The sequence below is a fragment of the Staphylococcus sp. 231237_7MaSpsaltlick genome (genome assembly GCF_043107035.1).
Genome location: NZ_JBICNX010000003.1, coordinates 42,595 through 67,812, shown reverse-complemented (window position 1 = coordinate 67,812; position 25,218 = coordinate 42,595). Strand labels below are relative to the sequence as shown.

General features: G+C 33.5%; 27 protein-coding genes. 24 read left to right on the top strand and 3 right to left on the bottom strand.

The genetic code is table 11. From position 1 onward, the window contains the following. Positions 1-86: 86 nt before the first annotated feature. The 12 genes from sufC to ACF91D_RS06165 all read left to right on the top strand — a co-directional run bounded on the left by sufC (position 87) and on the right by ACF91D_RS06165 (position 12,862). Entirely contained in the window at positions 87-848 is a 762-nt protein-coding gene (gene sufC, locus ACF91D_RS06220; RefSeq protein ID WP_042739742.1) for a Fe-S cluster assembly ATPase SufC, read from the top strand. 97 nt (positions 849-945) lie between these two features. After that, entirely contained in the window at positions 946-2,253 is a 1,308-nt protein-coding gene (sufD, locus tag ACF91D_RS06215; RefSeq protein ID WP_107526929.1) for a Fe-S cluster assembly protein SufD, read from the top strand. A gap of 148 nt (positions 2,254-2,401) precedes the next feature. Continuing rightward, positions 2,402-3,640: a cysteine desulfurase gene (locus tag ACF91D_RS06210; protein ID WP_107526928.1), complete on the top strand. Its 1,239-nt coding sequence runs from the start codon at positions 2,402-2,404 to the stop codon at positions 3,638-3,640. Then, positions 3,630-4,076 carry a Fe-S cluster assembly sulfur transfer protein SufU gene (sufU, locus tag ACF91D_RS06205; protein ID WP_042739745.1) on the top strand — a complete coding sequence of 149 codons (447 nt, stop codon included), beginning with the start codon at positions 3,630-3,632 and terminating at the stop codon, positions 4,074-4,076. Before ACF91D_RS06210 ends, sufU begins: the two co-directional genes overlap by 11 nt. Before the next feature lie 159 nt (positions 4,077-4,235). Then, a complete protein-coding gene (gene sufB / locus ACF91D_RS06200; RefSeq protein WP_042739746.1) occupies positions 4,236-5,633 on the top strand; it encodes a Fe-S cluster assembly protein SufB in 1,398 nt (465 codons plus the stop codon). A gap of 260 nt (positions 5,634-5,893) precedes the next feature. After that, positions 5,894-6,913, top strand: coding sequence for a hemolysin family protein (locus tag ACF91D_RS06195; protein ID WP_107590038.1), 1,020 nt, complete (start codon positions 5,894-5,896; stop codon positions 6,911-6,913). A 47-nt stretch (positions 6,914-6,960) separates the two neighbouring features. Further along, on the top strand, positions 6,961-8,022 hold the full coding sequence (locus ACF91D_RS06190) for an NAD(P)H-dependent flavin oxidoreductase (protein WP_107526926.1): 1,062 nt from the start codon (positions 6,961-6,963) through the stop codon (positions 8,020-8,022). Positions 8,023-8,301: 279 nt separating this feature from the next. Beyond that, on the top strand, positions 8,302-9,150 hold the full coding sequence (locus ACF91D_RS06185; protein ID WP_107526925.1) for a DUF72 domain-containing protein: 849 nt from the start codon (positions 8,302-8,304) through the stop codon (positions 9,148-9,150). A 7-nt stretch (positions 9,151-9,157) separates the two neighbouring features. Continuing rightward, the gene (locus ACF91D_RS06180; RefSeq protein WP_107526924.1) at positions 9,158-9,985 is read left to right on the top strand and encodes a sulfite exporter TauE/SafE family protein; all 828 of its coding nucleotides are present in this window, start codon (positions 9,158-9,160) and stop codon (positions 9,983-9,985) included. A 21-nt stretch (positions 9,986-10,006) separates the two neighbouring features. After that, positions 10,007-11,326, top strand: a complete 1,320-nt coding sequence (locus tag ACF91D_RS06175) for a bifunctional metallophosphatase/5'-nucleotidase (protein ID WP_107526923.1) — start codon at positions 10,007-10,009, stop codon at positions 11,324-11,326. Between the two features lie 81 nt (positions 11,327-11,407). Then, on the top strand, positions 11,408-12,340 hold the full coding sequence (gene lipA / locus ACF91D_RS06170) for a lipoyl synthase (RefSeq protein ID WP_042739752.1): 933 nt from the start codon (positions 11,408-11,410) through the stop codon (positions 12,338-12,340). 138 nt (positions 12,341-12,478) lie between these two features. After that, positions 12,479-12,862 carry a YutD family protein gene (locus ACF91D_RS06165; protein WP_042739753.1) on the top strand — a complete coding sequence of 128 codons (384 nt, stop codon included), beginning with the start codon at positions 12,479-12,481 and terminating at the stop codon, positions 12,860-12,862. 167 nt (positions 12,863-13,029) lie between these two features. On the opposite strand, the gene ACF91D_RS06160 is transcribed toward ACF91D_RS06165, so the two are convergent. Next, the gene (locus ACF91D_RS06160) at positions 13,030-13,296 is read right to left on the bottom strand and encodes a DUF3055 domain-containing protein (protein ID WP_042739754.1); all 267 of its coding nucleotides are present in this window, start codon (positions 13,294-13,296) and stop codon (positions 13,030-13,032) included. A gap of 133 nt (positions 13,297-13,429) precedes the next feature. Between ACF91D_RS06160 and ACF91D_RS06155 the strand changes: the two genes are divergently transcribed. From ACF91D_RS06155 to dltD, 8 genes are all read left to right on the top strand, one after another. Beyond that, a complete protein-coding gene (locus ACF91D_RS06155; RefSeq protein ID WP_042739755.1) occupies positions 13,430-13,861 on the top strand; it encodes a DUF86 domain-containing protein in 432 nt (143 codons plus the stop codon). A 6-nt stretch (positions 13,862-13,867) separates the two neighbouring features. Next, positions 13,868-14,656: a TIGR01457 family HAD-type hydrolase gene (locus ACF91D_RS06150; protein WP_107512414.1), complete on the top strand. Its 789-nt coding sequence runs from the start codon at positions 13,868-13,870 to the stop codon at positions 14,654-14,656. 10 nt (positions 14,657-14,666) lie between these two features. Further along, a complete protein-coding gene (locus ACF91D_RS06145) occupies positions 14,667-15,626 on the top strand; it encodes a 2-hydroxyacid dehydrogenase (RefSeq protein WP_107526922.1) in 960 nt (319 codons plus the stop codon). Positions 15,627-16,145: 519 nt separating this feature from the next. Then, positions 16,146-16,286, top strand: a complete 141-nt coding sequence (locus ACF91D_RS06140) for a teichoic acid D-Ala incorporation-associated protein DltX (RefSeq protein WP_107526921.1) — start codon at positions 16,146-16,148, stop codon at positions 16,284-16,286. A gap of 14 nt (positions 16,287-16,300) precedes the next feature. Next, the gene (gene dltA, locus ACF91D_RS06135) at positions 16,301-17,764 is read left to right on the top strand and encodes a D-alanine--poly(phosphoribitol) ligase subunit DltA (protein ID WP_107526920.1); all 1,464 of its coding nucleotides are present in this window, start codon (positions 16,301-16,303) and stop codon (positions 17,762-17,764) included. Further along, positions 17,764-18,978, top strand: coding sequence for a D-alanyl-lipoteichoic acid biosynthesis protein DltB (gene dltB, locus ACF91D_RS06130; protein WP_107513208.1), 1,215 nt, complete (start codon positions 17,764-17,766; stop codon positions 18,976-18,978). Before dltA ends, dltB begins: the two co-directional genes overlap by 1 nt. A 22-nt stretch (positions 18,979-19,000) precedes the next feature. Beyond that, positions 19,001-19,237, top strand: a complete 237-nt coding sequence (gene dltC / locus ACF91D_RS06125) for a D-alanine--poly(phosphoribitol) ligase subunit 2 (protein WP_042739761.1) — start codon at positions 19,001-19,003, stop codon at positions 19,235-19,237. Then, on the top strand, positions 19,234-20,457 hold the full coding sequence (dltD, locus tag ACF91D_RS06120; RefSeq protein WP_107526919.1) for a D-alanyl-lipoteichoic acid biosynthesis protein DltD: 1,224 nt from the start codon (positions 19,234-19,236) through the stop codon (positions 20,455-20,457). Before dltC ends, dltD begins: the two co-directional genes overlap by 4 nt. 192 nt (positions 20,458-20,649) lie before the next feature. On the opposite strand, the gene ACF91D_RS06115 is transcribed toward dltD, so the two are convergent. Beyond that, positions 20,650-20,892 carry a NifU family protein gene (locus tag ACF91D_RS06115; RefSeq protein ID WP_042739763.1) on the bottom strand — a complete coding sequence of 81 codons (243 nt, stop codon included), beginning with the start codon at positions 20,890-20,892 and terminating at the stop codon, positions 20,650-20,652. A gap of 108 nt (positions 20,893-21,000) precedes the next feature. Here ACF91D_RS06115 and ACF91D_RS06110 point away from each other — a divergent pair, with 108 nt between their 5' ends. Continuing rightward, entirely contained in the window at positions 21,001-21,315 is a 315-nt protein-coding gene (locus ACF91D_RS06110) for a YuzD family protein (protein ID WP_042739764.1), read from the top strand. 263 nt (positions 21,316-21,578) lie between these two features. On the opposite strand, the gene ACF91D_RS06105 is transcribed toward ACF91D_RS06110, so the two are convergent. Further along, positions 21,579-22,643 (bottom strand): NAD(P)/FAD-dependent oxidoreductase, encoded by a 1,065-nt coding sequence (locus ACF91D_RS06105; RefSeq protein WP_107513205.1) that lies wholly within the window; start codon positions 22,641-22,643, stop codon positions 21,579-21,581. Between the two features lie 465 nt (positions 22,644-23,108). Here ACF91D_RS06105 and ACF91D_RS06100 point away from each other — a divergent pair, with 465 nt between their 5' ends. The 3 genes from ACF91D_RS06100 (at position 23,109) to ACF91D_RS06090 (ending at position 25,151) form a co-directional block, all read left to right on the top strand. Next, positions 23,109-23,345 carry a YuzB family protein gene (locus tag ACF91D_RS06100; protein WP_042739766.1) on the top strand — a complete coding sequence of 79 codons (237 nt, stop codon included), beginning with the start codon at positions 23,109-23,111 and terminating at the stop codon, positions 23,343-23,345. Positions 23,346-23,358: 13 nt separating this feature from the next. Continuing rightward, positions 23,359-23,718, top strand: a complete 360-nt coding sequence (locus tag ACF91D_RS06095) for a HesB/IscA family protein (protein WP_042739767.1) — start codon at positions 23,359-23,361, stop codon at positions 23,716-23,718. A 224-nt stretch (positions 23,719-23,942) separates the two neighbouring features. Further along, positions 23,943-25,151 carry an NAD(P)/FAD-dependent oxidoreductase gene (locus ACF91D_RS06090; protein ID WP_042739768.1) on the top strand — a complete coding sequence of 403 codons (1,209 nt, stop codon included), beginning with the start codon at positions 23,943-23,945 and terminating at the stop codon, positions 25,149-25,151. Positions 25,152-25,218 lie beyond the last annotated feature (67 nt).

Sequence of the window (25,218 nt, the reverse complement as noted above, 5' to 3'; positions counted from 1 at the left end):
AATATGATTTTAGTCTTTTGACTGTAGATTAAAATTATTATAAACTAGTAAGGAAAAACATATCATATATTACGGAGGGAATATGTATGCCATCTACATTAGAAATTAAAGACCTACATGTGTCTATTGAAGATAAAGAGATTTTAAAGGGTGTTAACTTAACAATCAACACTGGTGAAATACATGCAATCATGGGGCCAAACGGTACTGGTAAATCAACATTATCATCAGCTATCATGGGACACCCAAGCTACGAAGTAACTCAAGGTGAAGTATTACTAGACGGTGTTAACATTTTAGAATTAGAAGTTGATGAACGTGCAAAAGCAGGATTATTCCTAGCTATGCAATATCCATCTGAAATCACAGGTGTAACAAATGCAGATTTCATGCGTTCAGCTATTAATGCGAAACGTGAAGAAGGCGAAGAAATCAACTTAATGCAATTCATTAAAAAATTAGACAAAGAAATGGATTTCTTAGATATCGATCAAGATATGGCACAACGTTATCTTAACGAAGGTTTCTCTGGTGGGGAGAAAAAACGTAACGAAATCTTACAATTAATGATGTTAGAACCTAAATTTGCTATTTTAGATGAAATCGACTCAGGTCTTGATATCGACGCACTTAAAGTAGTTTCAAAAGGTATTAACCAAATGCGTGGAGATGAGTTTGGTTCATTAATTATCACTCATTATCAACGTCTATTAAACTATATTACACCAGATCACGTACACGTAATGTTCGGTGGTAAAGTTGTAACTTCAGGCGGTCCTGAATTAGCAAAACGTCTTGAAGAAGAAGGCTATGAATGGGTTAAAGAAGAGTACGGTGCTACAGAATAAATCTGAACTTTTATACAAAAAATAAGATGAAGATTTAAGGCATTCATTATTGCCAAAGGATTTAAATCATACGATCATCAAATGGGAGGAAAAAAGTATGACGACTGAAACTTTAAACATTTCTGAAGCGCAACTTGTTGAGTATTCACAAGCCCATAATGAGCCAGCTTGGATGACAGAATTACGTAAAGAAGCGTTGAAATTAACTGAAACTTTAGAAATGCCAAAACCAGATAAAACGAAAATTAATAGATGGGACTTCGACTCATTTAAACAACATGAAACAACTGGAAGTGTATTCCAGTCATTAGAAGAATTACCAAGTGCAGTAAAAGAAATTATAGATGTAGAAAATTCTGATAATCTAATTATTCAACACAATAATACATTAGCTTTTTCAAAAGTATCTGAATCAGCTACAAAAGATGGTGTAGTCGTTGAAGGTCTATCAGAAGCCTTGGTAAATCACCCAGAGCTAGTTAAACAATATTTAATGACAGAAACAGTTGCTCTAGATGAACATAGATTAACTGCTTTGCATACTGCATTGATTAACGGTGGTGTATTTGTATACGTACCGAAAAATGTTGTAGTAGAAAACCCTATACAATATGTTGTATTACATGACGATGCTAATGCTAGTCTATACAATCATGTTATTATCGCTACTGAAGAAAGTGCTGAAGTAACTTACGTTGAGAACTATTTATCTACTGCAAGTGGTGAAGATAATCAAATTAACATCATTTCAGAGGTAAATGCTGGAAAGAATTCTACAATCACTTATGGTTCTGTGGATTATTTAGATAAAGGATTCACTGGACACATTATTCGACGTGGTATCACAGCTGAAGATGCAACGATTAACTGGGCGTTAGGTTTAATGAACGAAGGTAGCCAAATTATTGATAATTCAACTAATTTAATTGGTGACCGTTCTGAAAGTGCCTTGAAATCAGTTGTCGTTGGTACTGGAGACCAAAAAATCAACTTAACGTCTAAGATTGTACAATATGGTAAAGATACTAATGGTTATATCTTGAAACACGGTGTAATGAGAGAAAATGCTTCTACTGTATTCAATGGTATTGGCTATATCAAACATGGTGGTACAAGATCAATTGCGAACCAAGAATCTCGTGTATTGATGCTTTCTGAAAATGCACGTGGCGATGCGAACCCAATCTTACTTATCGATGAAGATGATGTGGAAGCTGGTCACGCAGCATCAGTTGGACGTGTTGACCCTGAACAATTGTATTATTTAATGAGTCGTGGTATCTCACGTGAAGAAGCTGAAAGACTTGTTATTCATGGTTTCTTAGACCCTGTTGTTCGTGAATTACCTATTGAGGACGTTAAGCGTCAATTACGTGAAGTTATTGAATTAAAAGTAAACAAATAATAAATAGTTAAGCAATCAGAGTAATGTTAGGACAATAGTCATGAAAGAAACGATTATGCTGATGTAAAGGATTGCTTTAGCATATTGATGTTTCGCCTTAACTAAGGCCTGATTATAGATTCTTAATAAAGAAAGGTCTGAGGATAATTTGACCGAATTATTAAATGTGAATGAAATTATAAAAGACTTTCCAATTCTTGACCAACAAGTAAATGGTAAGCGATTGGCATACTTAGATTCAACAGCGACAAGTCAAACGCCAATTCAAGTTATAGAAGCGATTGACGATTATTATAAACGTTATAATTCTAATGTTCATCGTGGTGTTCATACTTTAGGTTCACTTGCGACAGACGGTTATGAAAGCGCGCGAGAGACAGTTAGAAATTTCATTAATGCGAAATATTTTGAGGAAATTATTTTTACGAGAGGTACAACTGCTAGCATTAATTTAGTAGCACATAGTTATGGTGATGCTAATATTTCTGAAGGCGACGAGATCGTGGTTACAGAGATGGAACATCATGCAAACATTGTGCCATGGCAACAATTGGCTAAACGTAAAAATGCTTCTTTAAAATTTATACCAATGACAGAAACAGGGGAATTAAACATTGAAGATGTTAAGGCTACAATTAATGACAATACTAAAATTGTAGCAATTGCTCATATTTCTAACGTTCTTGGTACTATTAATGATATTAAAGCAATCACTGAAGTGGCGCATGCACATGGTGCAGTTATCAGTGTAGATGGTGCGCAAGCGGCACCGCATATGGATTTAGATATGCAAGACTTAGATGTTGATTTCTATAGCTTTAGTGGACATAAAATGCTTGGACCAACAGGTATCGGCGTACTTTATGGTAAACGACGGTTGTTAAATCAAATGGAACCCACTGAATTTGGCGGTGACATGATAGATTTCGTCGGTAAGTATGATGCATCATGGGCAGATTTACCAACTAAATTCGAAGCGGGAACGCCTTTAATTGCACAAGCAATCGGTTTAGCTGAGGCGATTCGTTACTTGGAAAGTATCGGCTTTGACGCGATTCATGAGCATGAGGCAACGTTAACGCAATATGCTTACGATAGAATGTTAGAAGTTGAGAATATTGAAATTTATGGTCCTCCGAAAGAACGTCGTGCAGGTGTTATTACCTTTAATTTAGGTGACGTACATGCGCATGATGTGGCTACAGCAGTAGATACAGAAGGTGTTGCTGTAAGAGCGGGCCATCACTGTGCACAACCGTTAATGAAATGGTTGAATCAATCTTCAACTGCCCGTGCTAGCTTTTATATCTATAATACGAAAGAAGACGTTGATCAAATGGTTGAAGCATTGAAACAGACGAAGGAGTTTTTCTCGTATGAATTTTAATAATTTAAATCAATTGTATCGTTCTGTAATTATGGACCACTATAAGAGCCCAAGAAACAAAGGGAAATTAGATAATGGTTCGATGACGGTAGATATGAATAATCCAACATGTGGTGACCGTATTCATCTGACATTTGATATAGAGGATGGCTTCATTAAGGATGCGAAATTTGATGGTGAAGGATGTTCGATTTCAATGTCTAGTGCTTCAATGATGACTGAAGCGGTAAAAGGTCATTCACTTGCTGAAGCAATGAAGATGAGTCAGGAATTTACAAAAATGATGTTGGGCGAAGATTATGAAATTACTGAAGATATGGGAGATATTGAAGCATTACAAGGTGTTTCTCAATTTCCTGCAAGAATCAAGTGTGCCACACTAGCTTGGAAAGCATTAGAAAAAGGCACAGTCGAAAAAGAAGGTAATGAGGAATAATTAAGCACAACACGTTGACATTGTGTAAAATTCCATTCACACTAAGGGTAACAGCAAGACTTAAAATTAGAAAATAAACAGACAAGTTATAATACATGCATAGAATAGACGAGCGTTTGCAATAGAAGTCGTTTTAAATATATAAAAGGAGTGATTGAAATGGCTAAAAAAGCACCTGATGTTGGAGATTATCAATATGGTTTCCACGATGAAGATGTTTCCATTTTTAGATCAGAACGAGGATTAACAGAAAATATCGTTCGAGAAATCTCAAATATGAAAGATGAACCAGAATGGATGCTTAATTACAGATTGAAATCATTAAAGCAATTCTATAAGATGCCAATGCCACAGTGGGGTGGAGACTTATCAGAATTAGATTTTGATGATATCACTTATTATGTAAAACCATCAGAAAATACTGAACGTTCTTGGGATGAAGTACCAGAAGAAATCAAGCGTACGTTTGATAAATTAGGTATTCCAGAAGCTGAACAAAAATATTTAGCTGGTGTTTCAGCTCAATATGAATCAGAAGTTGTTTACCATAATATGGAAAAAGAACTTGAAGAAAAAGGTATTATATTTAAAGATACTGACAGTGCATTAAGAGAAAATGAAGAACTATTCAAACAATATTTCTCAACGGTTGTTCCGGCAGCAGATAATAAATTTGCGGCATTAAACTCAGCTGTATGGTCTGGTGGATCATTTATTTATGTTCCAAAAAACATTAAATTAGATACACCATTACAAGCTTATTTCCGTATTAATTCTGAAAATATGGGACAATTCGAACGTACATTAATCATTGCTGATGAAGGTGCATCAGTAAACTATGTTGAGGGTTGTACTGCTCCTGTTTATACAACAAGTTCACTACACTCAGCAGTTGTTGAAATCATCGTACACAAAGATGCACATGTACGATATACAACAATTCAAAACTGGGCTAATAATGTTTATAACCTAGTTACTAAACGTACATTAGTTTATGAAAACGGAAATATGGAATGGGTAGATGGTAACTTAGGTTCTAAGTTAACAATGAAATATCCAAACTGTGTATTAATGGGTGAAGGTGCTAAAGGTAGCACATTATCTATCGCATTTGCCGGTAAAGGACAAGTGCAAGATGCTGGTGCGAAGATGATTCATAAAGCACCTAACACTTCTTCTACAATTGTCTCTAAATCTATTTCTAAAGATGGCGGTAAAGTTGTTTATAGAGGTATCGTTCACTTTGGCCGTAAAGCAAAAGGTGCGCGTTCAAATATCGAATGTGACACATTAATTTTAGATAATGAGTCAACTTCTGATACAATTCCATATAATGAAGTATTTAACGATAATATTTCATTAGAACACGAAGCGAAGGTTTCTAAAGTTTCTGAAGAACAATTGTTCTACTTAATGAGTAGAGGTATTTCTGAAGAAGAAGCAACTGAAATGATTGTAATGGGCTTCATTGAACCATTTACAAAAGAACTTCCAATGGAGTATGCAGTTGAAATGAACCGTTTAATCAAATTTGAAATGGAAGGATCAATCGGATAGGATTGTATCTCCACATTTAACACTTATAATATAAAGAAAAACACGAGTCATACACATTTGATACCATTGTCGAAATGGTATTGAATGCATAGTATGGTCTCGTGTTTTTTTTGTATCAATTTATACTATGAAGTTATTTATAACCGTCATGCGAAATTTGATTGTATGGCTATAGCTAAGCGTTTAGTAAAAGTGTATGATGGGAATATATGTTTAAAAGAAAATAACATTTTGTTAAATTAAAAAGGAGAAATGCATAGATGATTATAGCCATAATCATACTTTTGTTTGCGTCAATCTTCTTTTCAATCAGCGAGACAGCTTTATCTGCTGTAAATAGGATGAAGCTACAGTCAAAAGCTGAACAAGGGGAAAATAAAGCAAATAAAATTTATCAGCTATTAAATAAACCAAGTGTCTATTTAACAGCTATTGTTATCGGTAAAAATGTTGCTAATATTATTTTAATTTCTTTGGTAACTTTGTGGTCTGAGAACCGGGAATTTAACATGATATTAACGATATTACTTGCTATTATAGGCGTCATTATTATTTGTGAGGTTGTTCCAAGGGCTTTTGCTGAGGCTTATCCAGAGAAGACCACACGATGGATTTATCCGATACTTGTAGGTTATATTTTTGTAATAAAGCCTCTCATTATCATTTTAAATCAATTAACTAAGATAATTAAAAATATGGTGCCGAATCATTCACAGGAAGAGCAGCGTTTTTCTAAGGAAGAAATTAGACAAATCGTTACGATTGCGGAGAGTCAAGGTGCGTTTAATGAAGTTGAGAAAAATCGCATACAAGGTGTCATGAATTTTGAAAAGTTAAAGATTACAGATATTGATACAACACCTAGGATAAATGTTACTGCGTTTCCTTCTGATATTTCTTATGAAGAGGCATATGAAACTGTAGTTTCCAATCCGTATACACGATATCCGGTATACGATGAAGATATTGATCATATTATTGGTGTCTTTCACTCAAAATATTTGTTAGCTTGGAGTAGAAAGACTTCAGATGATATTTCTAACTATATTTCAGAGCCATTATTCGTCAATGAACATAATAGAGCGGAATGGGTGTTGAGAAAAATGACAGTGTCTCGTAAGCACTTAGCAATTGTATTAGATGAATATGGAGGAACGGATGCTATCGTTTCACATGAGGATTTGATTGAGGAAATGTTAGGTATGGAAATCGAAGATGAGATGGATGAAGAAGAAAGAGAAAAACTGAAACAGCAACTCACTGCCTATTATAAAAAATAAGTGCTAGATTAATAATCGTTGTGGAGATCTTTAAAGGGGTGTTTTTCATGAAATTAACAAATGATGTCACAGAGAAATTAGGTATTCGTTATCCAATTATCCAAGCTGGTATGGCAGGGAGTACAACGCCTGAGTTAGTAGCAACGGTGAGTAATAGTGGAGGGTTAGGCACGATAGGTGCTGGTTACTTTACAACGGATAAATTAGATCAAGAAATTACACACGTCCAAGAATTAACAGATTTACCATTCGCAGTGAATTTATTTGTGCCAAGTGATAAGTTATATTTACCTGAAAAGGTCGAAAAAATGAATGCTTGGTTACGACCTTATCGACGTGCGTTGAACCTTGAAGAACCTACAGTTAATATTAGTGAAGAAGAACAATTTAATGCTGCGATAGAATTATTAATAGAAAAAAATGTACCTATTGTTTCGTTTACCTTTGGTATACCTGATGGTGTAATTATTGATAAATTAAAGCAAAATCATATGAAATTAATTGGTACTGCGACTTCAGTTGAAGAAGCTATTGCGAATGAACAAGCAGGGATGGATATGGTGATTGCACAAGGTAGTGAAGCTGGTGGTCATAGGGGATCATTTACATATGTTGCAGGTGATCAAGTACCCTTGGTTGGTACAATGTCATTGGTGCCACAAATTGTAGATGCTGTTAACATTCCAGTGATTGCTGCTGGTGGAATAATGGATGCGCGAGGATTAATTGCGAGCATGGTTTTAGGGGCTAAAGGTGCCCAATTAGGTACAGCGTTTTTAACTACTGAAGAAAGTGGAGCTTCAACGTTATATAAAAATGCGATACAAGAAAGTAAAGAAACGGATACGGTAGTTACCAAGGTCTTTAGTGGCAAGCCAGCGCGAGGTATTGATAATGATTTCATTCATAATATGAATAGATATGATGATGACATCCCGGATTATCCAATTCAGAATCAACTTACAAATGCTATAAGAAAGGCATCGGCACAAAATGGTGATACAAAATGGACGCATTTATGGAGTGGTCAGTCGCCAAGATTGGCGCGTGCAGTTTCGGCATCTACATTGATGCAACAAATCATCCGACACACAGAAACTTTGATTTAAAGTGAATTTTGTAGACTATAACTGAATATATTTGTAAAAGAGCAAAGCACTCAAATACAATGAAATTGATTGTTTTTACAATGATTCAATTGCATTGTATGCATTAGGGTTAGTATTAACTTTACTAAACAGAGGAGCGATTGCTCTTTTCTTTTTAACTAAATCCAAAAACAACTGCAGATTAAATGTTATTCTGTTTACATTGTAAAGTTATGATAATTTAGAATTTATCAAGTGATTACCTTAATTCAGTTATGGTATCATTAATGTGGTGATATTATGATAAATATAGGATTAACTGGTTGGGGAGATCACGATTCACTCTATGTAGACTTGCAAAGAAAATCAGATAAATTACTTACATATGCGAGTCATTTTCCAATAGTAGAATTAGATGCTTCTTATTATGCAATACAGCCGGAGAGAAATATTAATAAGTGGATAAGAGAAACGCCTAAAAGATTTGAATTCATTGTAAAAATTCATCAGGCATTAACGTTACATGCTGATTATCATGATTTTGCAGAAACGAGACAAGCATTGTTTGATCAGTTTATTGCTATGATTAAACCTTTGCAAGAGGTTAATAAATTAGCAATGGTATTAGTTCAATTTCCACCTTGGTTTGATTGTACTGCTAAAAATATTGCATACATCCGTTATGTTCAAGAACAATTAAAGTCATTTCCAGTATGTGTAGAATTTAGACATCAGTCTTGGTTTAATGAGGAGTTTAAAGAGCAAACATTAGCATTTTTGACTGACCATGAAATGATTCATGCAGTTTGTGATGAACCGCAAGTAGGCCAAGGTTCTATACCTTTAATTAATCGTATTACGCATGAAACTGCATTTGTTCGATATCATGGGCGTAATATTAATGGTTGGACGAAAAAGGATATGACAGATGAAGCGTGGAGAGATGTTAGATATCTTTATGATTACAGTGATAAAGAATTGATGGAATTAGTTAATAAAGTTAAAGTTTTAGAGCATAAAGCTAAAAGGATTTATGTTGTGTTTAATAATAATTCTGGTGGTCATGCAGCAAATAATGCAAAGCAATATCAGCAATTTTTAGGAATAGATTATGAAGGACTCGCACCAAAGCAATTGAAATTATTTTAGGAGAGATTTGATGTTAACTATAGTGTTATTGGTATTAATTGGTGCATTATCAGCTATTTTAGGATCGTTGGTAGGCATAGGTGGTGGAATAATTATTGTGCCAACGCTTGTTTATTTAGGCGTGGATAATGATATTTTACATGGTATTACACCACAAATTGCAATAGGTACTTCGTCAGTAATCTTGATTGTAACGGGATTATCATCTACGTTAGGGTATTTAAAGACTAAACAAGTGGATGTGAAAAATGGTTCTATATTTTTATTTGGTTTATTACCTGGTTCGTTAATTGGTTCTATCTTAAGCCGTTATTTAACGTTAGAGTCATTTAATTTATATTTTGGGATATTTTTAATCTTTGTTTCAATATTATTAATGGTTAGAAATAATATTAAGCCACTAAAAATATTTAATAAACCAAAATATGAAAAAACATATGTGGATGGTACAGGTAAGACGTTTCATTATAGTGTGCCACCGGTCGTGGCATTTATTGCAACACTATTTATAGGTGTCCTAACAGGTTTGTTTGGTATCGGTGGTGGTGCATTAATGACGCCGTTAATGTTAATTGTATTTAGATTTCCACCACATGTGGCAGTTGGAACAAGTATGATGATGATTTTCTTTTCAAGTGTGATGAGTTCTGCAGGACACATTGCTTTAGGCCATGTAGCCTGGATTTACTCTATTGTATTGATTATTTCAAGTTACTTTGGTGCTAGGTTAGGAGTTAAGATTAATCATTCAATTAAATCAGATACAGTTGTAACATTATTACGCACAGTTATGTTAATAATGGGTATATATCTAATAATTAAGTCATTTTTATAATACTTGAGGAGGGGAATTGCGATGCAGTTAACAATCTATCATACGAATGATATACATAGTCACCTTCAAGAATATGCAAACATATCAGCATATTTGAATGAAGAAAGACCTAAATTAAATCATCCCTCACTCTATCTTGATATCGGTGACCATGTTGATTTATCAGCACCTGTGACTGAAGCAACTATGGGGACAAAGAATGTTGAATTATTGAATCAAGCACATTGTGATTTAGCTACGATTGGCAATAATGAAGGAATGACAATTTCACATGATGCATTAAATGCACTATATAATGATGCGCGCTTTCCAATTACCTGTGCGAATGTATTCGACGAACAAGGTAATCTACCAAATCATATTCAGTCTTCTTACATTAAAGAAATTGAAGGTGTTAGAATTCTATTTGTGGCTGCAACTGCACAATTCACGCCATTTTATCGTGCTCTAGATTGGGTTGTTACAGACCCATTAGAGGCTATTAAAGATGAAATCAGTGCAAATGAAGGTGCCTATGATATACTTATAATTATGAGTCATGTTGGTGTGTTTTTTGATGAAAAATTATGTCAAGAAATCCCAGAAATAGATCTTATTTTAGGCAGTCATACACATCATCACTTTTTAAATGGAGAGATGAATAATGGGGTGTTGATGGCGGCCGCAGGAAAGTATGGCTACTATCTTGGTGAAGTTACTTTAGATATAGAAGATAAGCGTATTATAAATAAAAAAGCAACGTTATATCCAGTGACACAATTACCAAAAGTTGAAACCAACTTTGAAGAAGAAGGGCGCTTACTCTTGAGTGACCCAGTAGTTGATCATCCAGTATATTTACCTAGAAGAACAGATGTAATCACACAATCAGCATATTTGTTAGCAGAGAGTGTATTTGAATTTACCAATGCAGATTGTACGATTATTAATGCAGGTTTAATCGTAAAGGGCATTGAAGCGGATCAAGTTACAGAGTATGATATACATCAAATGCTTCCACATCCGATTAATTTGGTGCGCATTAGATTAACTGGACAGGAATTAAAGCAAGTCATCATCAAAAGTCAAAAGCAAGAGTATATCAATGAATTTGCACAAGGATTAGGTTTTAGAGGAGATATATTTGGTGGTTATATTTTATTTAATATTGGCATCATTCAATCTGAATCTCGTTTCTTTATAAATGGGGAGGAAATTGATGACGATACAACATATACACTAGGCACCGTCGATATGTATACATTTGGTCGTTATTTCCCAACATTAAAGGAACATGCAATTGAATATTTAATGCCTGAGTTTCTACGTGATATATTTAAAGAGAAACTTTTGGAATATTAAAAGATGGACAATATACATTTAAATTTGCCCCGAATTTCGTTATAATATATACAGATTTCAATTCAGGAGGATTGTGCGTTTATGGCTACTAAAAATGAAGAAATTTTACGTAAACCGGATTGGTTGAAGATAAAGTTAAACACAAACGAAAACTACACTGGTCTTAAGAAAATGATGCGTGAAAAGAATTTACACACAGTTTGCGAAGAAGCAAAATGTCCGAATATACATGAGTGTTGGGGAGAAAGACGTACTGCTACTTTTATGATTTTAGGTGCAGTATGTACTAGAGCTTGCCGTTTTTGTGCGGTTAAGACAGGATTACCAAACGAATTAGATTTAGAAGAGCCAGAACGCGTGGCAGAATCAGTTGAATTAATGAACTTAAAGCACGTTGTAATTACAGCTGTTGCGCGTGATGATTTAAGAGATGCTGGTTCAAATGTATATGCAGAAACAGTCCGCAAAGTAAGAGAACGTAATCCATATACATCTATTGAAATTTTACCATCTGATATGGGTGGCGACTATGAAGCATTAGAAACGCTTATGGCTTCTAAACCAGATATTTTAAACCACAATATTGAAACAGTGCGTCGTTTAACACCAAGAGTTCGTGCGCGTGCAACTTATGATCGTACATTAGAATTCTTGCGTCGCTCTAAAGAATTACAACCAGATATCCCTACTAAATCAAGTTTAATGGTTGGTTTAGGTGAAACGCATGAAGAAATACTTGAAACTATGGATGATTTACGTGCTAATGATGTAGATATCTTAACTATTGGTCAATATTTACAACCATCACGTAAGCATTTGAAAGTTGAAAAGTATTACACACCATTAGAATTTGGTAAATTAAGAAAAATTGCAATGGATAAAGGTTTCAAACATTGTCAAGCTGGTCCATTAGTACGTAGTTCTTATCATGCCGATGAACAAGTTAATGAAGCGGCAAAAGAAAGACAACGTTTAGGTGAAGAACAACTTAAGCAAGACGCAACTACAAAATAACTAAATAATTAATGCAAAGACTTAGTTCAATTTTAATGTATGCCGACAATGTTACATTAAATGGGCTAAGTCTTTATTAAAACTTTAAGCTATTCCAATCATATTATAATGGAGAGCGCGATAGATTAGGTGAGTACAATGATAAAGGTAAATGAACAACATTTTGAAATTGTTGAAGATTATAGGGACTGTTTTGATGAAGAAATATTTGCCAACCGTTACTCAGATATATTAGATAAGTATGATTATGTTGTTGGTGATTTTGGATATGAACAATTGAGACTCAAAGGTTTTTATAGTGATCACAATAAAAAGGCAGAACTTAGTAAACGTTTCTCAACGATTCAAGATTATTTATTGGAATATTGCAATTTTGGTTGTCCTTATTTCATCTTGAGACACATCCCAGAAAAAGAAATCAAAGATAAGTTAGCTCAGCAACAACAGGAGGATGAAATTATTGAAAGTAATAAACTTCAAGACGTCAAGATTCAACCTAGCATCCAACAACCTGAAAAATAAAAGAACCAAGTGTCTATAATTTGAACTGCTTCATACAAGGTTTTCATTTTTAAATGTCTACTTTGTATGAAGTATATCAATTGACGCTTGGTTTTTTTATTAATGTTATTTAATGTATTAATGAATCTTATTCCTAAGAAGTTTGTGTTTAAAATCAACTCGCTGATTTATTGTATGACTTCGTTGAGATATTCAGAAATTTCATTTCCTTCTTCTTCTGATACACCGAGGATATGTGCGATATAACCTTCCTCTTCTAAATCATCCGTACCGATAATGCCAAATTTATTCGTTTGCATATTCAAGACAATCGTTTTACCATAATGACGATTGGTTTGTACTAACATTAAATCATAGCGGCTGTGTTCGCCCACAAACCCAACAAATTGTACTTGTGCTGATTCGTCATCATCATATAAATACATATCTATCATTTATATTCGCTCCTTAAGGTGTATTTATTAAAGTTAATATTTTTAAGTTTAATAAAGCGTTGATAATTAGTATAACTGGAAATGAATTAACCTGTAAAGTTATGGTATGATGAACAAGATAGGGGTGACGAGTATGTATTTCGTAAACAAAGAACAATTAAATGCTAAATTAAATTACTTACAACAATTACTTAGCGATTATCCACAGCAGAAACATAATCATTATGCATTTGAACGCATAGCTCAAATGTTGATTGAATCATCAGTGGATATAGGTAATATGATTATTGATGGATTTATTTTGAGAGATCCAGGTAATTATAAAGATGTTATTGATATCTTAGAATTAGAAGGTGTCATTTCAAAGGACACGCAACAACATATTAATGAAACTGTTGAAGTTAGAAAGCAATTTGTTCATTACTATGATGAACTGAATACTACAGAACTTATTCCAATTTTTGATAAGTCAGTACAGTACTATCAGCAATTTATTACTGAAGTATTGCAATTTTTAGAGAACGAGAATGTACCAATTACTGCATTTGGTCAAAAAGGAGAATAAATAGAAATGAAAAATTACAAAGCATATCTAATTGACTTAGATGGAACTTTATATAAAGGTAATGAAACAATAGATGGCGCTAAGGCCTTTATATCATATTTAAATCAGCATCAAATACCGCATTTATATGTAACAAATAATTCAACGAAAGAACCAGAAGAAGTAGCGACAAAATTATCGTCAATGGGCTTAGATGCCAAAGCTACTGAGGTGGTTACTTCTGCACTTGCGACTGCCGAATATATTTCAGAAGCTTCACCAGGAGCATCAGTATATATGTTAGGTGGCACAGGTTTGAAAAAAGCATTAACGAGTCATGGTTTACAATTGAAAAATGATGAATTTGTTGATTATGTTGTTATCGGGTTAGATGAAGCGGTAACTTATGAAAAATTAGCTACAGCAACATTAGGTGTGCGTAATGGGGCAACATTTATTTCGACGAATAAAGACGTTTCTATTCCGAAAGAACGTGGTTTCTTACCAGGCAATGGCGCGATTACAAGTGTGGTTTCAGTATCTACTGGCGTCCAGCCAACATTTATTGGGAAGCCAGAACCAATTATTATGCATAAAGCACTAGAACAATTGGAATCATTAGGAATTAAACCTGATGATGTTGCCATGGTGGGTGACTTATATGACACGGATATACTGTCAGGCATTAATGTTAATATCGACACGATTCATGTTCAAACGGGCGTAACAACTAAAGCTGAAATTGAACAAAAAGATGTACCACCAACATATAGCTTTAAAGATTTAAATGAGGTTATTAATGAGCTAGAACAATAGGGGTGATTAGATGGAAAAAGTAATCGTAACAAGAAAGATTCCGCAACCATTTATAGATCAGTTAGAATTATTTGCAGATGTAGAGGTATGGAATGAATCATACACACCAATGCCACGAGAAAAGTTTTTAGAGGCATTGAATGATGCGACAGCTTGCTTTATTACATTAAGTGAAACGATAGATGAAGAAGTTATTGCACACGCGCCAAAATTAAAGGTTATTGCAAATATGGCAGTTGGTTTCGATAATATAGACGTGCAACTTGTTCGCAGTAAGGGGATAGTAGCAACTAACACGCCTGAAGTTCTAACTGAAACTACCGCAGAATTAGGCTTTACTTTAATGTTGAGTGTAGCAAGACGAATCATTGAAGCGGAACAGTATGTTCAAAATGGCGAATGGCAAAGCTGGGGACCTTATTTACTTGCAGGTAAAGATTTATATAATGCTAAAGTAGGTATTTTTGGCATGGGAGATATTGGTAAGGCATTTGCAAGACGTTTAAAGGGCTTTAATGCTAATATTATGTACCATAATCGTAGTAGACAGGTAGAAGCAGAAGAAAGTTTGGGTGCACTTTATGTATCGTTTGATACATTATTAGAACATAGTGACTTCGTTGTTTGTACAGCACCGTTGACTGAGGAAACACGTGACAAGTTTAATGAGGCAGCATTTAAAAAGATGAAAAATGATGCTATTTTTATCAATATTGGACGAGGTGCAGTCGTTGATGAAACAGCATTAGTTGCAGCATTACAAGATGGTGAGATTGCTGCATGTGGCTTAGATGTATTACGTAAAGAACCTATTGATATGTCACACCCATTACTATCTATGAAAAATGCACTCGTCTTACCACATATTGGTAGCGCATCAGTCATCACTAGAAACCGTATGATACAGTTGTGTATTGATAATATTAGACTAGTCTTAAGTGGCAAAGATGCGAAAACACCAATTAAATAATAAATTGTTTTTTGTATTATACTATATTTAAATATTGCCGGCAGAGTTACTTAAACTCTGTCGGTTTTTTTTATGTGAAAAAGACTATATTACGAGTGGATAAATAAAATCAAGTATTGAATGTCTATAAAAATCAGATAAGTAATTGTTTTTTTATCAATAATATTTCAAAAAACAATTGATAAACTAAAAATACAATAAAAATAAGAAATATATAAGTGGGAGTTATCTTGGATAAGTATGTATATATATCCATAAAAGACTAATATTTATGTTGTTTCTAACTTCAAAAAAACAATAGATATATGAATTATAGATAATAAAACTAAACGCAAAGCATTTAATATAACATTTTTGTTAGCTGAAGAAATATGGATTTAATTGTAAAGATGGGAAATTGATTGTATAATTATGAACAGTAAATAAAAAATATTTTAATTGTATATGTGTTAAAATATATTAGAAAACAGATAAATAGAATATAGTATTTTGCACGTGTTATAAAGGAGGCTCAGACATATGAATCATGATAAAAAGCACACCATTGAAAAAATTAAACCATGGTTGCTTACTATCTTATACGTAGCAATATTTATTGCGCTTTATTTGATTTATGGAACTGGAGATACGCAAAATAACTTTATTTATAATGAATTTTAATGAAGGAGACAACTATGAAAGACATTATTCAATCATTAATTGAAAATAATAAAAACGATGCGAATCAAATAGCGATTAAATATAATGATGAATCATTAACTTACGGTGAATTAAATCATTATTCAAATAAATGTGCAGATATGATTGCTAAATCAAGTCGACCTGTAGTGATTTATGGTCATATGTCACCTTTTATGATTGTCGGTATGATTGGAGCTATTAAGGCAGGATGTGGTTATGTACCAATAGATATTTCTATACCTCAAGATAGGGTAGAGGCAATTGTAAATAAGGTTCAGCCAGAATTTATACTTAATACATCTGAAGCGATACTGCCATTTTCCGATATAACGATATTTGATGTTCAATGCATTATTGATCACGAAGAGGTCAGTGAATTTGAAAGTAAAATGCAGCCCAATGATATCGTTTATACTATTTTTACATCAGGTTCGACGGGAGAACCGAAGGGCGTGCAAATTTCATACGATAGCTTAAATGAGTTTACACAGTGGATGGTGGAACTAAATCAGTTAGGGGTTAAACAGCAATGGCTCAATCAGGCGCCATTCTCCTTTGATTTATCAGTAATGGCTATTTATCCATGTTTAGCTACTACAGGAACATTAAATTTAGTAGATAAAGCAATGATAAATAAACCAAAGCTATTAAATGATATGTTGCAACAAGCCACTATTAATGTGTGGGTGTCGACCCCTTCGTTTATGGAAATGTGTTTAATGTTACCAACGTTAGACCAACAACAATATCCTAGCCTAAAAGAATTCTTCTTCTGTGGTGAAATTTTGGCACATAGAACAGCGAAAATGTTATCTACAAAGTTTCCTGATGCATATATTTATAATACTTATGGTCCAACAGAAGCCACTGTTGCTGTCACAAGCATTTTGATAAACGAGGAAGTACTAGCCAAGTACAATCCATTACCAGTTGGTCAATCTAGACCAGGTACACAGTTACATTTAACTTCTGAACAAGAGTTAATTATTTCAGGGAATGCTCTAAGTAAAGGTTACCTAGAAGACAAAGTAAAAACAGATGCCGTATTTAGATATGACAATGATATTCGTAATTATTACACAGGTGATAAAGCTGAGTACAAAGATAATCAATGGTTTATCAATGGTCGATTAGATTTTCAAATTAAATTAAATGGCTATCGAATGGAGATAGAAGAAATTGAGTTTCAGTTAAGACAATCACCTTCTATTCAAGAGGCAGTGGTAGTTCCGAACTATCGTGACAATAAAGTCACGCATATTAATGCCGTTATAATAACAGCGGATACCATAACTCAGATGACTGATGAGCAGGCATTTATTCATGAAATTAAAGCGGAATTAAAGCAACACCTGCCTGAATATATGATACCTAAAAAGATTATGTGTACTGACCGTTTACCATTGACTCATAATGGTAAGTTAGACCGTAAACAGATTGCTGAGGACTTTACATAATGACACCATATGGCACATTTACGTTCTTTCTCATTGCATTTATCGTATTATTACCGGTTATAATATTAGGGTTTTTAGGTAAGAGAAGTCATATTTATAATGGTCTGAGCACATTATTTATGATTGAACTTATTTTCTCATCGACAAAACATAATTTCTTTGATCAACCATTGTTAAGTGTAGCTTTTGTTAACTTTATTATATATGTCGTCTGGCAAGTATTAATCATTATGTATTATTGGAAATCACGTTTTGTTAAAAATACCTTTAGCAAATTCTTTATGGTGATAACACTGTCAATCTTGCCATTGATTATTGTTAAAGTAATGCAAAGCTCATTATTAGGTACTGCACAAATTAAATTTCATGAAAGTAAGGTAGTCGAATTAATAGGGTTCTTAGGTATTTCTTATGTGACATTTAAAAGTGTCCAATTATTAATGGAAATCAGAGATGGCTCAATTAAAGAAATTGATCATTGGAAAGTTGTCCAATTTATTACATTCTTCCCAACGATTTCATCTGGGCCAATTGATCGATATAAACGCTTTGTCAAAGATGATCGTGTAGCACCAAGTGGTGAGGCGTATAGAGCATTAGTGGAAAAAGCGATTCATTATATTATGCTTGGCTTCTTATATAAATTTATTATTGCACACTTACTTCACGTATACGCAATTACCCCGTTATTAATGGATTTAACAGGATTTACTGCAAAATGGTTATATATGTATGCTTATAGTTTATATCTGTTCTTTGACTTTGCAGGTTATACATTGTTTGCGATTGCATTTAGCTATTTATATGGTATTAAATCTCCGCAAAACTTTAATCAGCCATTTAAAGCCAAAAATATTAAAGACTTTTGGAACAGATGGCATATGTCACTATCATTTTGGTTTAGAGATTGTATTTATATGAGAGCATTATTCTTTATGTCTAAGAAAAGATTATTAAAGAGTCAATTTGCAATGTCTAATATCGCATTTTCTTTAAACTTTATTATCATGGGAATTTGGCATGGTATCGAAAGCTATTATATTTTGTATGGCATGTATCATGCTGCATTATTTATAGGTTATGGTTATTACGAAAGATGGCGTAAACAACATCCACCACGTTGGCAAAATCAATTGACAACTGTATTGAGTATTATCATAACGTTCCATTTCGTAGCATTTGGATTTTTAATCTTTTCAGGGAAGCTGTATTAAAACATAGGAGGAATTTAAAAGTATGGAATTTAAAACACAAGTATTAGATTTATTAGAGGAAGTTACTGAAAATAACATTGTAAAGGAAAATCCCGATATCGCACTGTTTGAAGAAGGTATTATTGATTCATTCCAAACTGTTGGTTTATTATTAGAAATTCAAAATAAATTGGATATTGAAGTTTCAATTATGGATTTTGATAGAGATGAATGGGCAACACCGAATAAGATTATTACGGTATTAGAAACATTAAGATGAAGTTAAAAGCATTTATTCCTATCATTGTAAGTCTCATTCTATTTGGTGTATTTCTTATATTACCAGCTAGTTGGTTTACAGGTTTAATCAATAATAAAACACTTCAGGAACAACGACTAAATATAACTGATCAAGTGCTAAAGGGTACACAAATACAAGATAAAATGTATAAATCTGATAAATACTATCCTATATACGGTTCAAGTGAACTTGGAAAAGATGATCCGTTTAATCCAGGTTTATTGTTAGATGATAAGAAAAAGGCGCCAATGCAACCGTTTCTAATTGGAACAGGAGGTTCTACTGATCTTGTCAATGCAGTTGAAGCCGCATCACAATTTCAGAATTTAAAAGGGAAAAAAATGGCATTTATTATATCACCTCAATGGTTTACAAATAATGGTTTAACAAATGTAAACTTTAAAGCGCGTATTTCAGATGCTCAAGTGAACCAATTATTTCAACAATCTGGGATGAGCGATAAATTGAAACAACGATATGCGGATCGATTATCCAAATTTAAAGATGTCAAGAATAAGTACTATTTAAAGGAAATGAAGAAACATCCTAACAAGGTTAAGGATAATTATTTATCATCATTTAAGGCACAGCAATTAATGAAGATAGAATCGATTAAGTCAATCTTTCCAGCAAAACCATCTCCTTTGTCACAAGTTAAGCCTATAGATAGTAAAAATAAATCATGGAAAGATTTATCTAAAGAAGCGGAAAAGCTTGGAAAAGATAGTACTAAAACTAATAAATACGGAATTAGAGATGAATATTGGAAGTTGATCAATAGTCATAAGAGAAAAATTAATCGTGATTACGAATTTAATGTAAATTCTCCAGAGTTTCAAGATTTAGCACTCTTTGTGGATACAATGAATGAAGCAGGTGCAGATGTGCAGTACATTATTTTACCATCAAATGGTAAGTGGTATGATCGTATCGGTATTAAGCAAGAACGCCGTCAAAAGGTGTACGATAAGATTAATAACACAATCACACAACGAGGTGGTAGTGTTTATAATATGACCGATAAAGATTATGAACCATATGTAATAAGCGATGCTGTTCATGTAGGCTGGAAAGGTTGGGTCTATATTAGCGAACAAATTGCACATCATATGAAAGGTGAAACGCATCATCATAAACATCATAAACCAGACGATAATGCACCAGTTCAGCATAACAATAAAGCGCCAAGTGTAAGCTAAATATTATTTAATAAATCAAAGTAAAAGACAATCCATTTTTATTGAATGGTTGTCTTTTTTTCTATAAAAAAACTGCTATCCATTGTCGGATAACAGTCTTTGTCATAAATTATCATGAGATAATTCTAGATGATAGAAAATTAACTCATGTCTATTATTGATGTGCATGTGATGGTATTAACATATATGTTGTTAGAAAACTTGTTCTACTTCGATAACGCCAGGTACCTCTTCGTGTAATGCACGCTCAATACCCGCTTTTAATGTGATTGTAGAACTAGGGCATGTACCACAAGCACCATGTAATTGTAACTTAACAATTCCATCTTCTACATCTACGAGTGAGCAGTCACCACCATCACGTAGTAAGAATGGACGCAATCTTTCGATAACCTCTGCTACTTGATCAAACATCGTTGCGTTTTCAGTTGGCATGGAAATGCCTCCCTTCCAAGTAAATAATTTCATGTTATACTTATCTTTTTATTATAATAGAAATGTGTTGAAAAATCTATAAATGAAAACAAAAGGGGATAGTAAAATATGAATAAAGCGAGTGTAGTTGTTTATGGCGCCGATATCGTGTGTGCAAGTTGTGTTAATGCACCGACTTCTCGTAATACCTTTGACTGGTTACAACCATTGTTAAAAAGAAAGTATCCAGAAATTTCGTTTGAATTTACTTATATTGATATAGAAAAAGATACCGAAAATTTAACTGACCATGATCAACAATTTATAGAACGTATTCAAGAGGATGAATTGTTTTATCCTTTAGTGACAATCAACGATGAATACGTTGCAGATGGTTATATTCAATTGAATACGTTAACAAAGTTTATGGATCAATTTGGGTAAGAGGTAAGTATCATTACTATTTTTAACAAAAGCCTAAGATACATTTAAGAAAGACTGAGCCACCAATACGAAAAACCAGTAAATGACGATTATCGTCATTTACTGGTTTTTACTTGGATTTTGTCCTATTAAATGCTATAACAATAAAAACATAACTATGGAAAGTCTATCGTTATTGATAGCTTCACAGCTATGTTTAGTATATTTCAATAGGAATTATAGTACATATCAATTAATACCATTGATACGACTCCTTGAAATGATTAGCCGTTGTGATATTTGTATAACCAAAGTACTCCGGATTTCAAGATTGATGCTAAGCGGCCTGTCACAGTTCTGTCCATGATATAGGCGAAACCTTTCTTATCACCTAATGAGCCTAAGAAACCTTGAATTTTAATTTCAGGCATTTTTTCTGGTAGAGGTTTATTTTGCCATTGTAATTTCATGACATCGGCAATTTGATCACCCTGTGCTTCAGCGAGTTGTGCACTAGGTGCATGTGGTAATTCAGCACAGTCACCAACAACATAGACATTTGGATATGTTGGAACTTGATGATATTGATTCAAGATAACTCGACCACTCTTACTAATATCAATAGGTAAGTTTCTCACTAATTCAACTGGTTGAATACCAGCAGTCCAAACGATTAAGTCTAATTCTTCTGGTACATCGTTGTTGTAAATACGCCCAGGCTCTACACGATTGACATCTGAATTAGGGATAACCTTTACGTTATTCTTTTTGAACCATTTTTCAATATAAGTACTTAATTTTTCAGGGAAACGACTTAGGATGCGTTCACCTCTGTCATATAAGTAGATTTCTAAGTCTTCACGACTTTCACGTAATTCACTAGCAAGCTCAATGCCACTTAAGCCAGCTCCAACAATACCGACCTTCGCTCCATTTGGAAGTTCGCTAATGTGATGGAATGTCTCTCGAGATTTCGACAATGTCTGAATACTGTGTGTATACTCTTCAGCACCAGGCACATTGTGATATTTATCTTCACAACCAAGACCGATAACTAGTTCATCGTAGTCTACTTTTGTATTCCCAACTGAAACAATTTGATCGTCGAGATTAATATCATTAATTTCTCCGTAAACATTGTTTAAACGGTCAGAGTTTGGAAAGTTCATACGAATATCTTTATCAGATTTCGTACCTGCAGCTAACTCATAGAACTCTGGTTTTAACCCATGATAAGGCATACGATCGATTAGTGTAATGTTATAATTTTCCGGAAGCGCATTTGGTAAAATGTGTGACATAATGCGCATATTTCCGTATCCGCCACCTAAAAGAACTAAATTTTTCATTATTAGATACCCCTCTAGTAAAAATTGTATTGAACATTTGATAAAACGTTGCGAGTTGAGCTGTGAAAAGCATTGTGTTTTTATCAATTATGCATCAATGTAAGTTATTAAATATAATGTGGTTAAATCATATTTCGCTTATATTGATATACCAATTTTCTATAAACAGCTTACTTAAATACATTATATGCTTTTTTGTATCGTTCTACAAATAAGTTATGGTAATAAAGGGTTATCATGAAATCGTTTTAACAATCAATTAAAGTAGTAAGTAAATCTAACTATTGGCTAAGTAATGCATAGTTCATAGATTTTTATATGATGATGTTAAATTACACAAAAAAATTTATTGTAAAAAGACGATTAAATTTAAAATGATACTTTCTTAAATATAAGCACGTATGTGTTAAAACATAGTTGTGTTTGTTATAATTATATGACTGATAATTAATGAGAGGGTGTATTATGAATCCAATAGTAGAGTTCTGCATTTCGAACTTAGCGAAAGGTGGAGACTATGTATACAATCAACTGGAGAATGATCCTGGTATAGATGTATTAGAATATGGTTGTTTACAAAATTGTGGCTTATGTTCTAGTGGCTTGTATGCATTAGTGAATGGTGATATTGTTGAGGGTGAATCGCCAGATGATTTATTACAAAATATTTATGCGCATATAGAAGAAACGTGGATTTTTTAGGGAGGTAATCATAATGGCAGTAATTAACGTTACAGAAGCGGCAGCATATGAAGTTAAAGATATGTTAGAGCAAAATGAAATGGCAGATGGCTATTTAAAGGTCAAGGTTAACGGTGGTGGATGTACTGGTTTAACTTATGGTATGTCTGCTGAAGCTGAGCCTGGTGACAATGATGAAGTGTATGAATTTCACGGTCTTAAGGTATTAGTAGATAAAATGGATGTACCAGTACTACAAGGTACAACAATAGATTTTAAACAATCTCTTATGGGTGGCGGATTCCAAATAGACAATCCAAATGCGATTGCATCATGTGGTTGTGGAAGCTCATTTAGAACTGCAAAGGTGGCAGGAACACCTGAAGATTGTTAATAAATAAAAGGTTATTGTTTTATCGATTGAATGATAAACTATAGCCTTTTAATCGTTTATGTGAAAAAATAAACAATATGTGCGTTAGCGCTTGAAAATCAAGCATAAAAACTATAAAATTAGTATTGGATGAAAAATGTCTTTTTTGTGACTTACATATGTATAATTAGGGTATAGAAAAAGACTTATGCAACAAATAATATATGAAAGCTTAGGTGAATGAAATGGCTCAAGATCGTAAAAAGGTATTAGTTTTAGGCGCTGGTTACGCAGGTTTACAAACTATTACAAAATTACAAAAGCAAATTTCAGCAGATGAAGCTGAAATTACGTTAATTAATAAAAATGATTACCACTATGAAGCTACATGGTTACATGAAGCATCAGCAGGTACAATTAGCTATGAAGATTTACTATATCCAGTTGAAAGTGTTTTAAATAAAGACAAAGTAAACTTTGTTAAAGCTGAGGTTACTAAAATTGACCGTAATGCTAAAAAAGTTGAAACTGACGCTGGAATCTTTGATTTTGATATCTTAGTTGTAGCATTAGGCTTTGAAAGCGAAACATTTGGTATTAAAGGTATGAAAGAACATGCTTTCCAAATTGAAAATGTATTAACTGCTCGTAAATTATCTCGTCACATCGAAGATAAATTTGCAAACTATGCATCTTCTAAAGAAAAAGACGACAATGACTTAGCTATCTTAGTTGGTGGCGCAGGTTTCACTGGTGTTGAATTCTTAGGTGAATTAGCTGATCGAATTCCAGAATTATGTAACAAATATGGCGTAGAACAAAGTAAAGTTAAAGTTACTTGTGTTGAAGCTGCTCCTAAAATGTTACCACAATTCTCTGATGAATTAGTTAACCATGCAGTTAGCTACTTAGAAAGTAAAGGTGTAGAATTCAAGATTGCTACGCCAATCGTTGCTGCTAACGAAAAAGGCTTCGTAGTTAAAGTTAACGATGAAGAACAACAATTAGAAGCAAACACTGCTGTTTGGGCAGCTGGTGTACGCGGTAGCCAATTAATGGAAGCTTCATTCGAAGGCGTTAAACGTGGTCGTATCGTAACTAAACAAGATTTAACTATCGAAGGTTATGACAATATTTTCGTAATCGGTGATGTTTCAGCATTTATTCCTGCTGGTGAAGAGCGTCCATTACCAACAACTGCTCAAATCGCTATGCAAGAAGGTGAACATACAGCTAAAAATATTAAAAACATTTTAGAAGGTCAACCAACTCAAGAGTTCACATACGTTGATCGTGGAACAGTATGTTCATTAGGTTCTGGAGACGGTGTTGGTGTTGTTTACGGTAAAGATATCCAAGGTAAAAAAGCTGCTTTCATGAAGAAAGTTATTGATACACGTGCTGTATTCAAACTTGGTGGTATCGGATTAGCATTCAAAAAAGGTAAATTTTAAGATTTAAATTAATAAATCACATAGGCGTTATGCATGTGAATCATTAAGCAAAAAGACCTGTCTTTCA

What these genes read in the sequence shown, in the direction of transcription:
- sufC (WP_042739742.1), top strand. Translation starts at nt 87, where the DNA reads ATGCCATCTACATTAGAAATTAAAGACCTACATGTGTCTATTGAAGAT.
- sufD (WP_107526929.1), top strand. Translation starts at nt 946, where the DNA reads ATGACGACTGAAACTTTAAACATTTCTGAAGCGCAACTTGTTGAGTAT.
- sufU (WP_042739745.1), top strand. Translation starts at nt 3,630, where the DNA reads ATGAATTTTAATAATTTAAATCAATTGTATCGTTCTGTAATTATGGAC.
- sufB (WP_042739746.1), top strand. Translation starts at nt 4,236, where the DNA reads ATGGCTAAAAAAGCACCTGATGTTGGAGATTATCAATATGGTTTCCAC.
- ACF91D_RS06195 (WP_107590038.1), top strand. Translation starts at nt 5,894, where the DNA reads ATGATTATAGCCATAATCATACTTTTGTTTGCGTCAATCTTCTTTTCA.
- ACF91D_RS06190 (WP_107526926.1), top strand. Translation starts at nt 6,961, where the DNA reads ATGAAATTAACAAATGATGTCACAGAGAAATTAGGTATTCGTTATCCA.
- ACF91D_RS06185 (WP_107526925.1), top strand. Translation starts at nt 8,302, where the DNA reads ATGATAAATATAGGATTAACTGGTTGGGGAGATCACGATTCACTCTAT.
- ACF91D_RS06175 (WP_107526923.1), top strand. Translation starts at nt 10,007, where the DNA reads ATGCAGTTAACAATCTATCATACGAATGATATACATAGTCACCTTCAA.
- lipA (WP_042739752.1), top strand. Translation starts at nt 11,408, where the DNA reads ATGGCTACTAAAAATGAAGAAATTTTACGTAAACCGGATTGGTTGAAG.
- ACF91D_RS06165 (WP_042739753.1), top strand. Translation starts at nt 12,479, where the DNA reads ATGATAAAGGTAAATGAACAACATTTTGAAATTGTTGAAGATTATAGG.
- ACF91D_RS06160 (WP_042739754.1), bottom strand. Translation starts at nt 13,296, where the DNA reads ATGATAGATATGTATTTATATGATGATGACGAATCAGCACAAGTACAA.
- ACF91D_RS06155 (WP_042739755.1), top strand. Translation starts at nt 13,430, where the DNA reads ATGTATTTCGTAAACAAAGAACAATTAAATGCTAAATTAAATTACTTA.
- ACF91D_RS06150 (WP_107512414.1), top strand. Translation starts at nt 13,868, where the DNA reads ATGAAAAATTACAAAGCATATCTAATTGACTTAGATGGAACTTTATAT.
- ACF91D_RS06145 (WP_107526922.1), top strand. Translation starts at nt 14,667, where the DNA reads ATGGAAAAAGTAATCGTAACAAGAAAGATTCCGCAACCATTTATAGAT.
- ACF91D_RS06140 (WP_107526921.1), top strand. Translation starts at nt 16,146, where the DNA reads ATGAATCATGATAAAAAGCACACCATTGAAAAAATTAAACCATGGTTG.
- dltA (WP_107526920.1), top strand. Translation starts at nt 16,301, where the DNA reads ATGAAAGACATTATTCAATCATTAATTGAAAATAATAAAAACGATGCG.
- dltB (WP_107513208.1), top strand. Translation starts at nt 17,764, where the DNA reads ATGACACCATATGGCACATTTACGTTCTTTCTCATTGCATTTATCGTA.
- dltC (WP_042739761.1), top strand. Translation starts at nt 19,001, where the DNA reads ATGGAATTTAAAACACAAGTATTAGATTTATTAGAGGAAGTTACTGAA.
- dltD (WP_107526919.1), top strand. Translation starts at nt 19,234, where the DNA reads ATGAAGTTAAAAGCATTTATTCCTATCATTGTAAGTCTCATTCTATTT.
- ACF91D_RS06115 (WP_042739763.1), bottom strand. Translation starts at nt 20,892, where the DNA reads ATGCCAACTGAAAACGCAACGATGTTTGATCAAGTAGCAGAGGTTATC.
- ACF91D_RS06110 (WP_042739764.1), top strand. Translation starts at nt 21,001, where the DNA reads ATGAATAAAGCGAGTGTAGTTGTTTATGGCGCCGATATCGTGTGTGCA.
- ACF91D_RS06105 (WP_107513205.1), bottom strand. Translation starts at nt 22,643, where the DNA reads ATGAAAAATTTAGTTCTTTTAGGTGGCGGATACGGAAATATGCGCATT.
- ACF91D_RS06100 (WP_042739766.1), top strand. Translation starts at nt 23,109, where the DNA reads ATGAATCCAATAGTAGAGTTCTGCATTTCGAACTTAGCGAAAGGTGGA.
- ACF91D_RS06095 (WP_042739767.1), top strand. Translation starts at nt 23,359, where the DNA reads ATGGCAGTAATTAACGTTACAGAAGCGGCAGCATATGAAGTTAAAGAT.
- ACF91D_RS06090 (WP_042739768.1), top strand. Translation starts at nt 23,943, where the DNA reads ATGGCTCAAGATCGTAAAAAGGTATTAGTTTTAGGCGCTGGTTACGCA.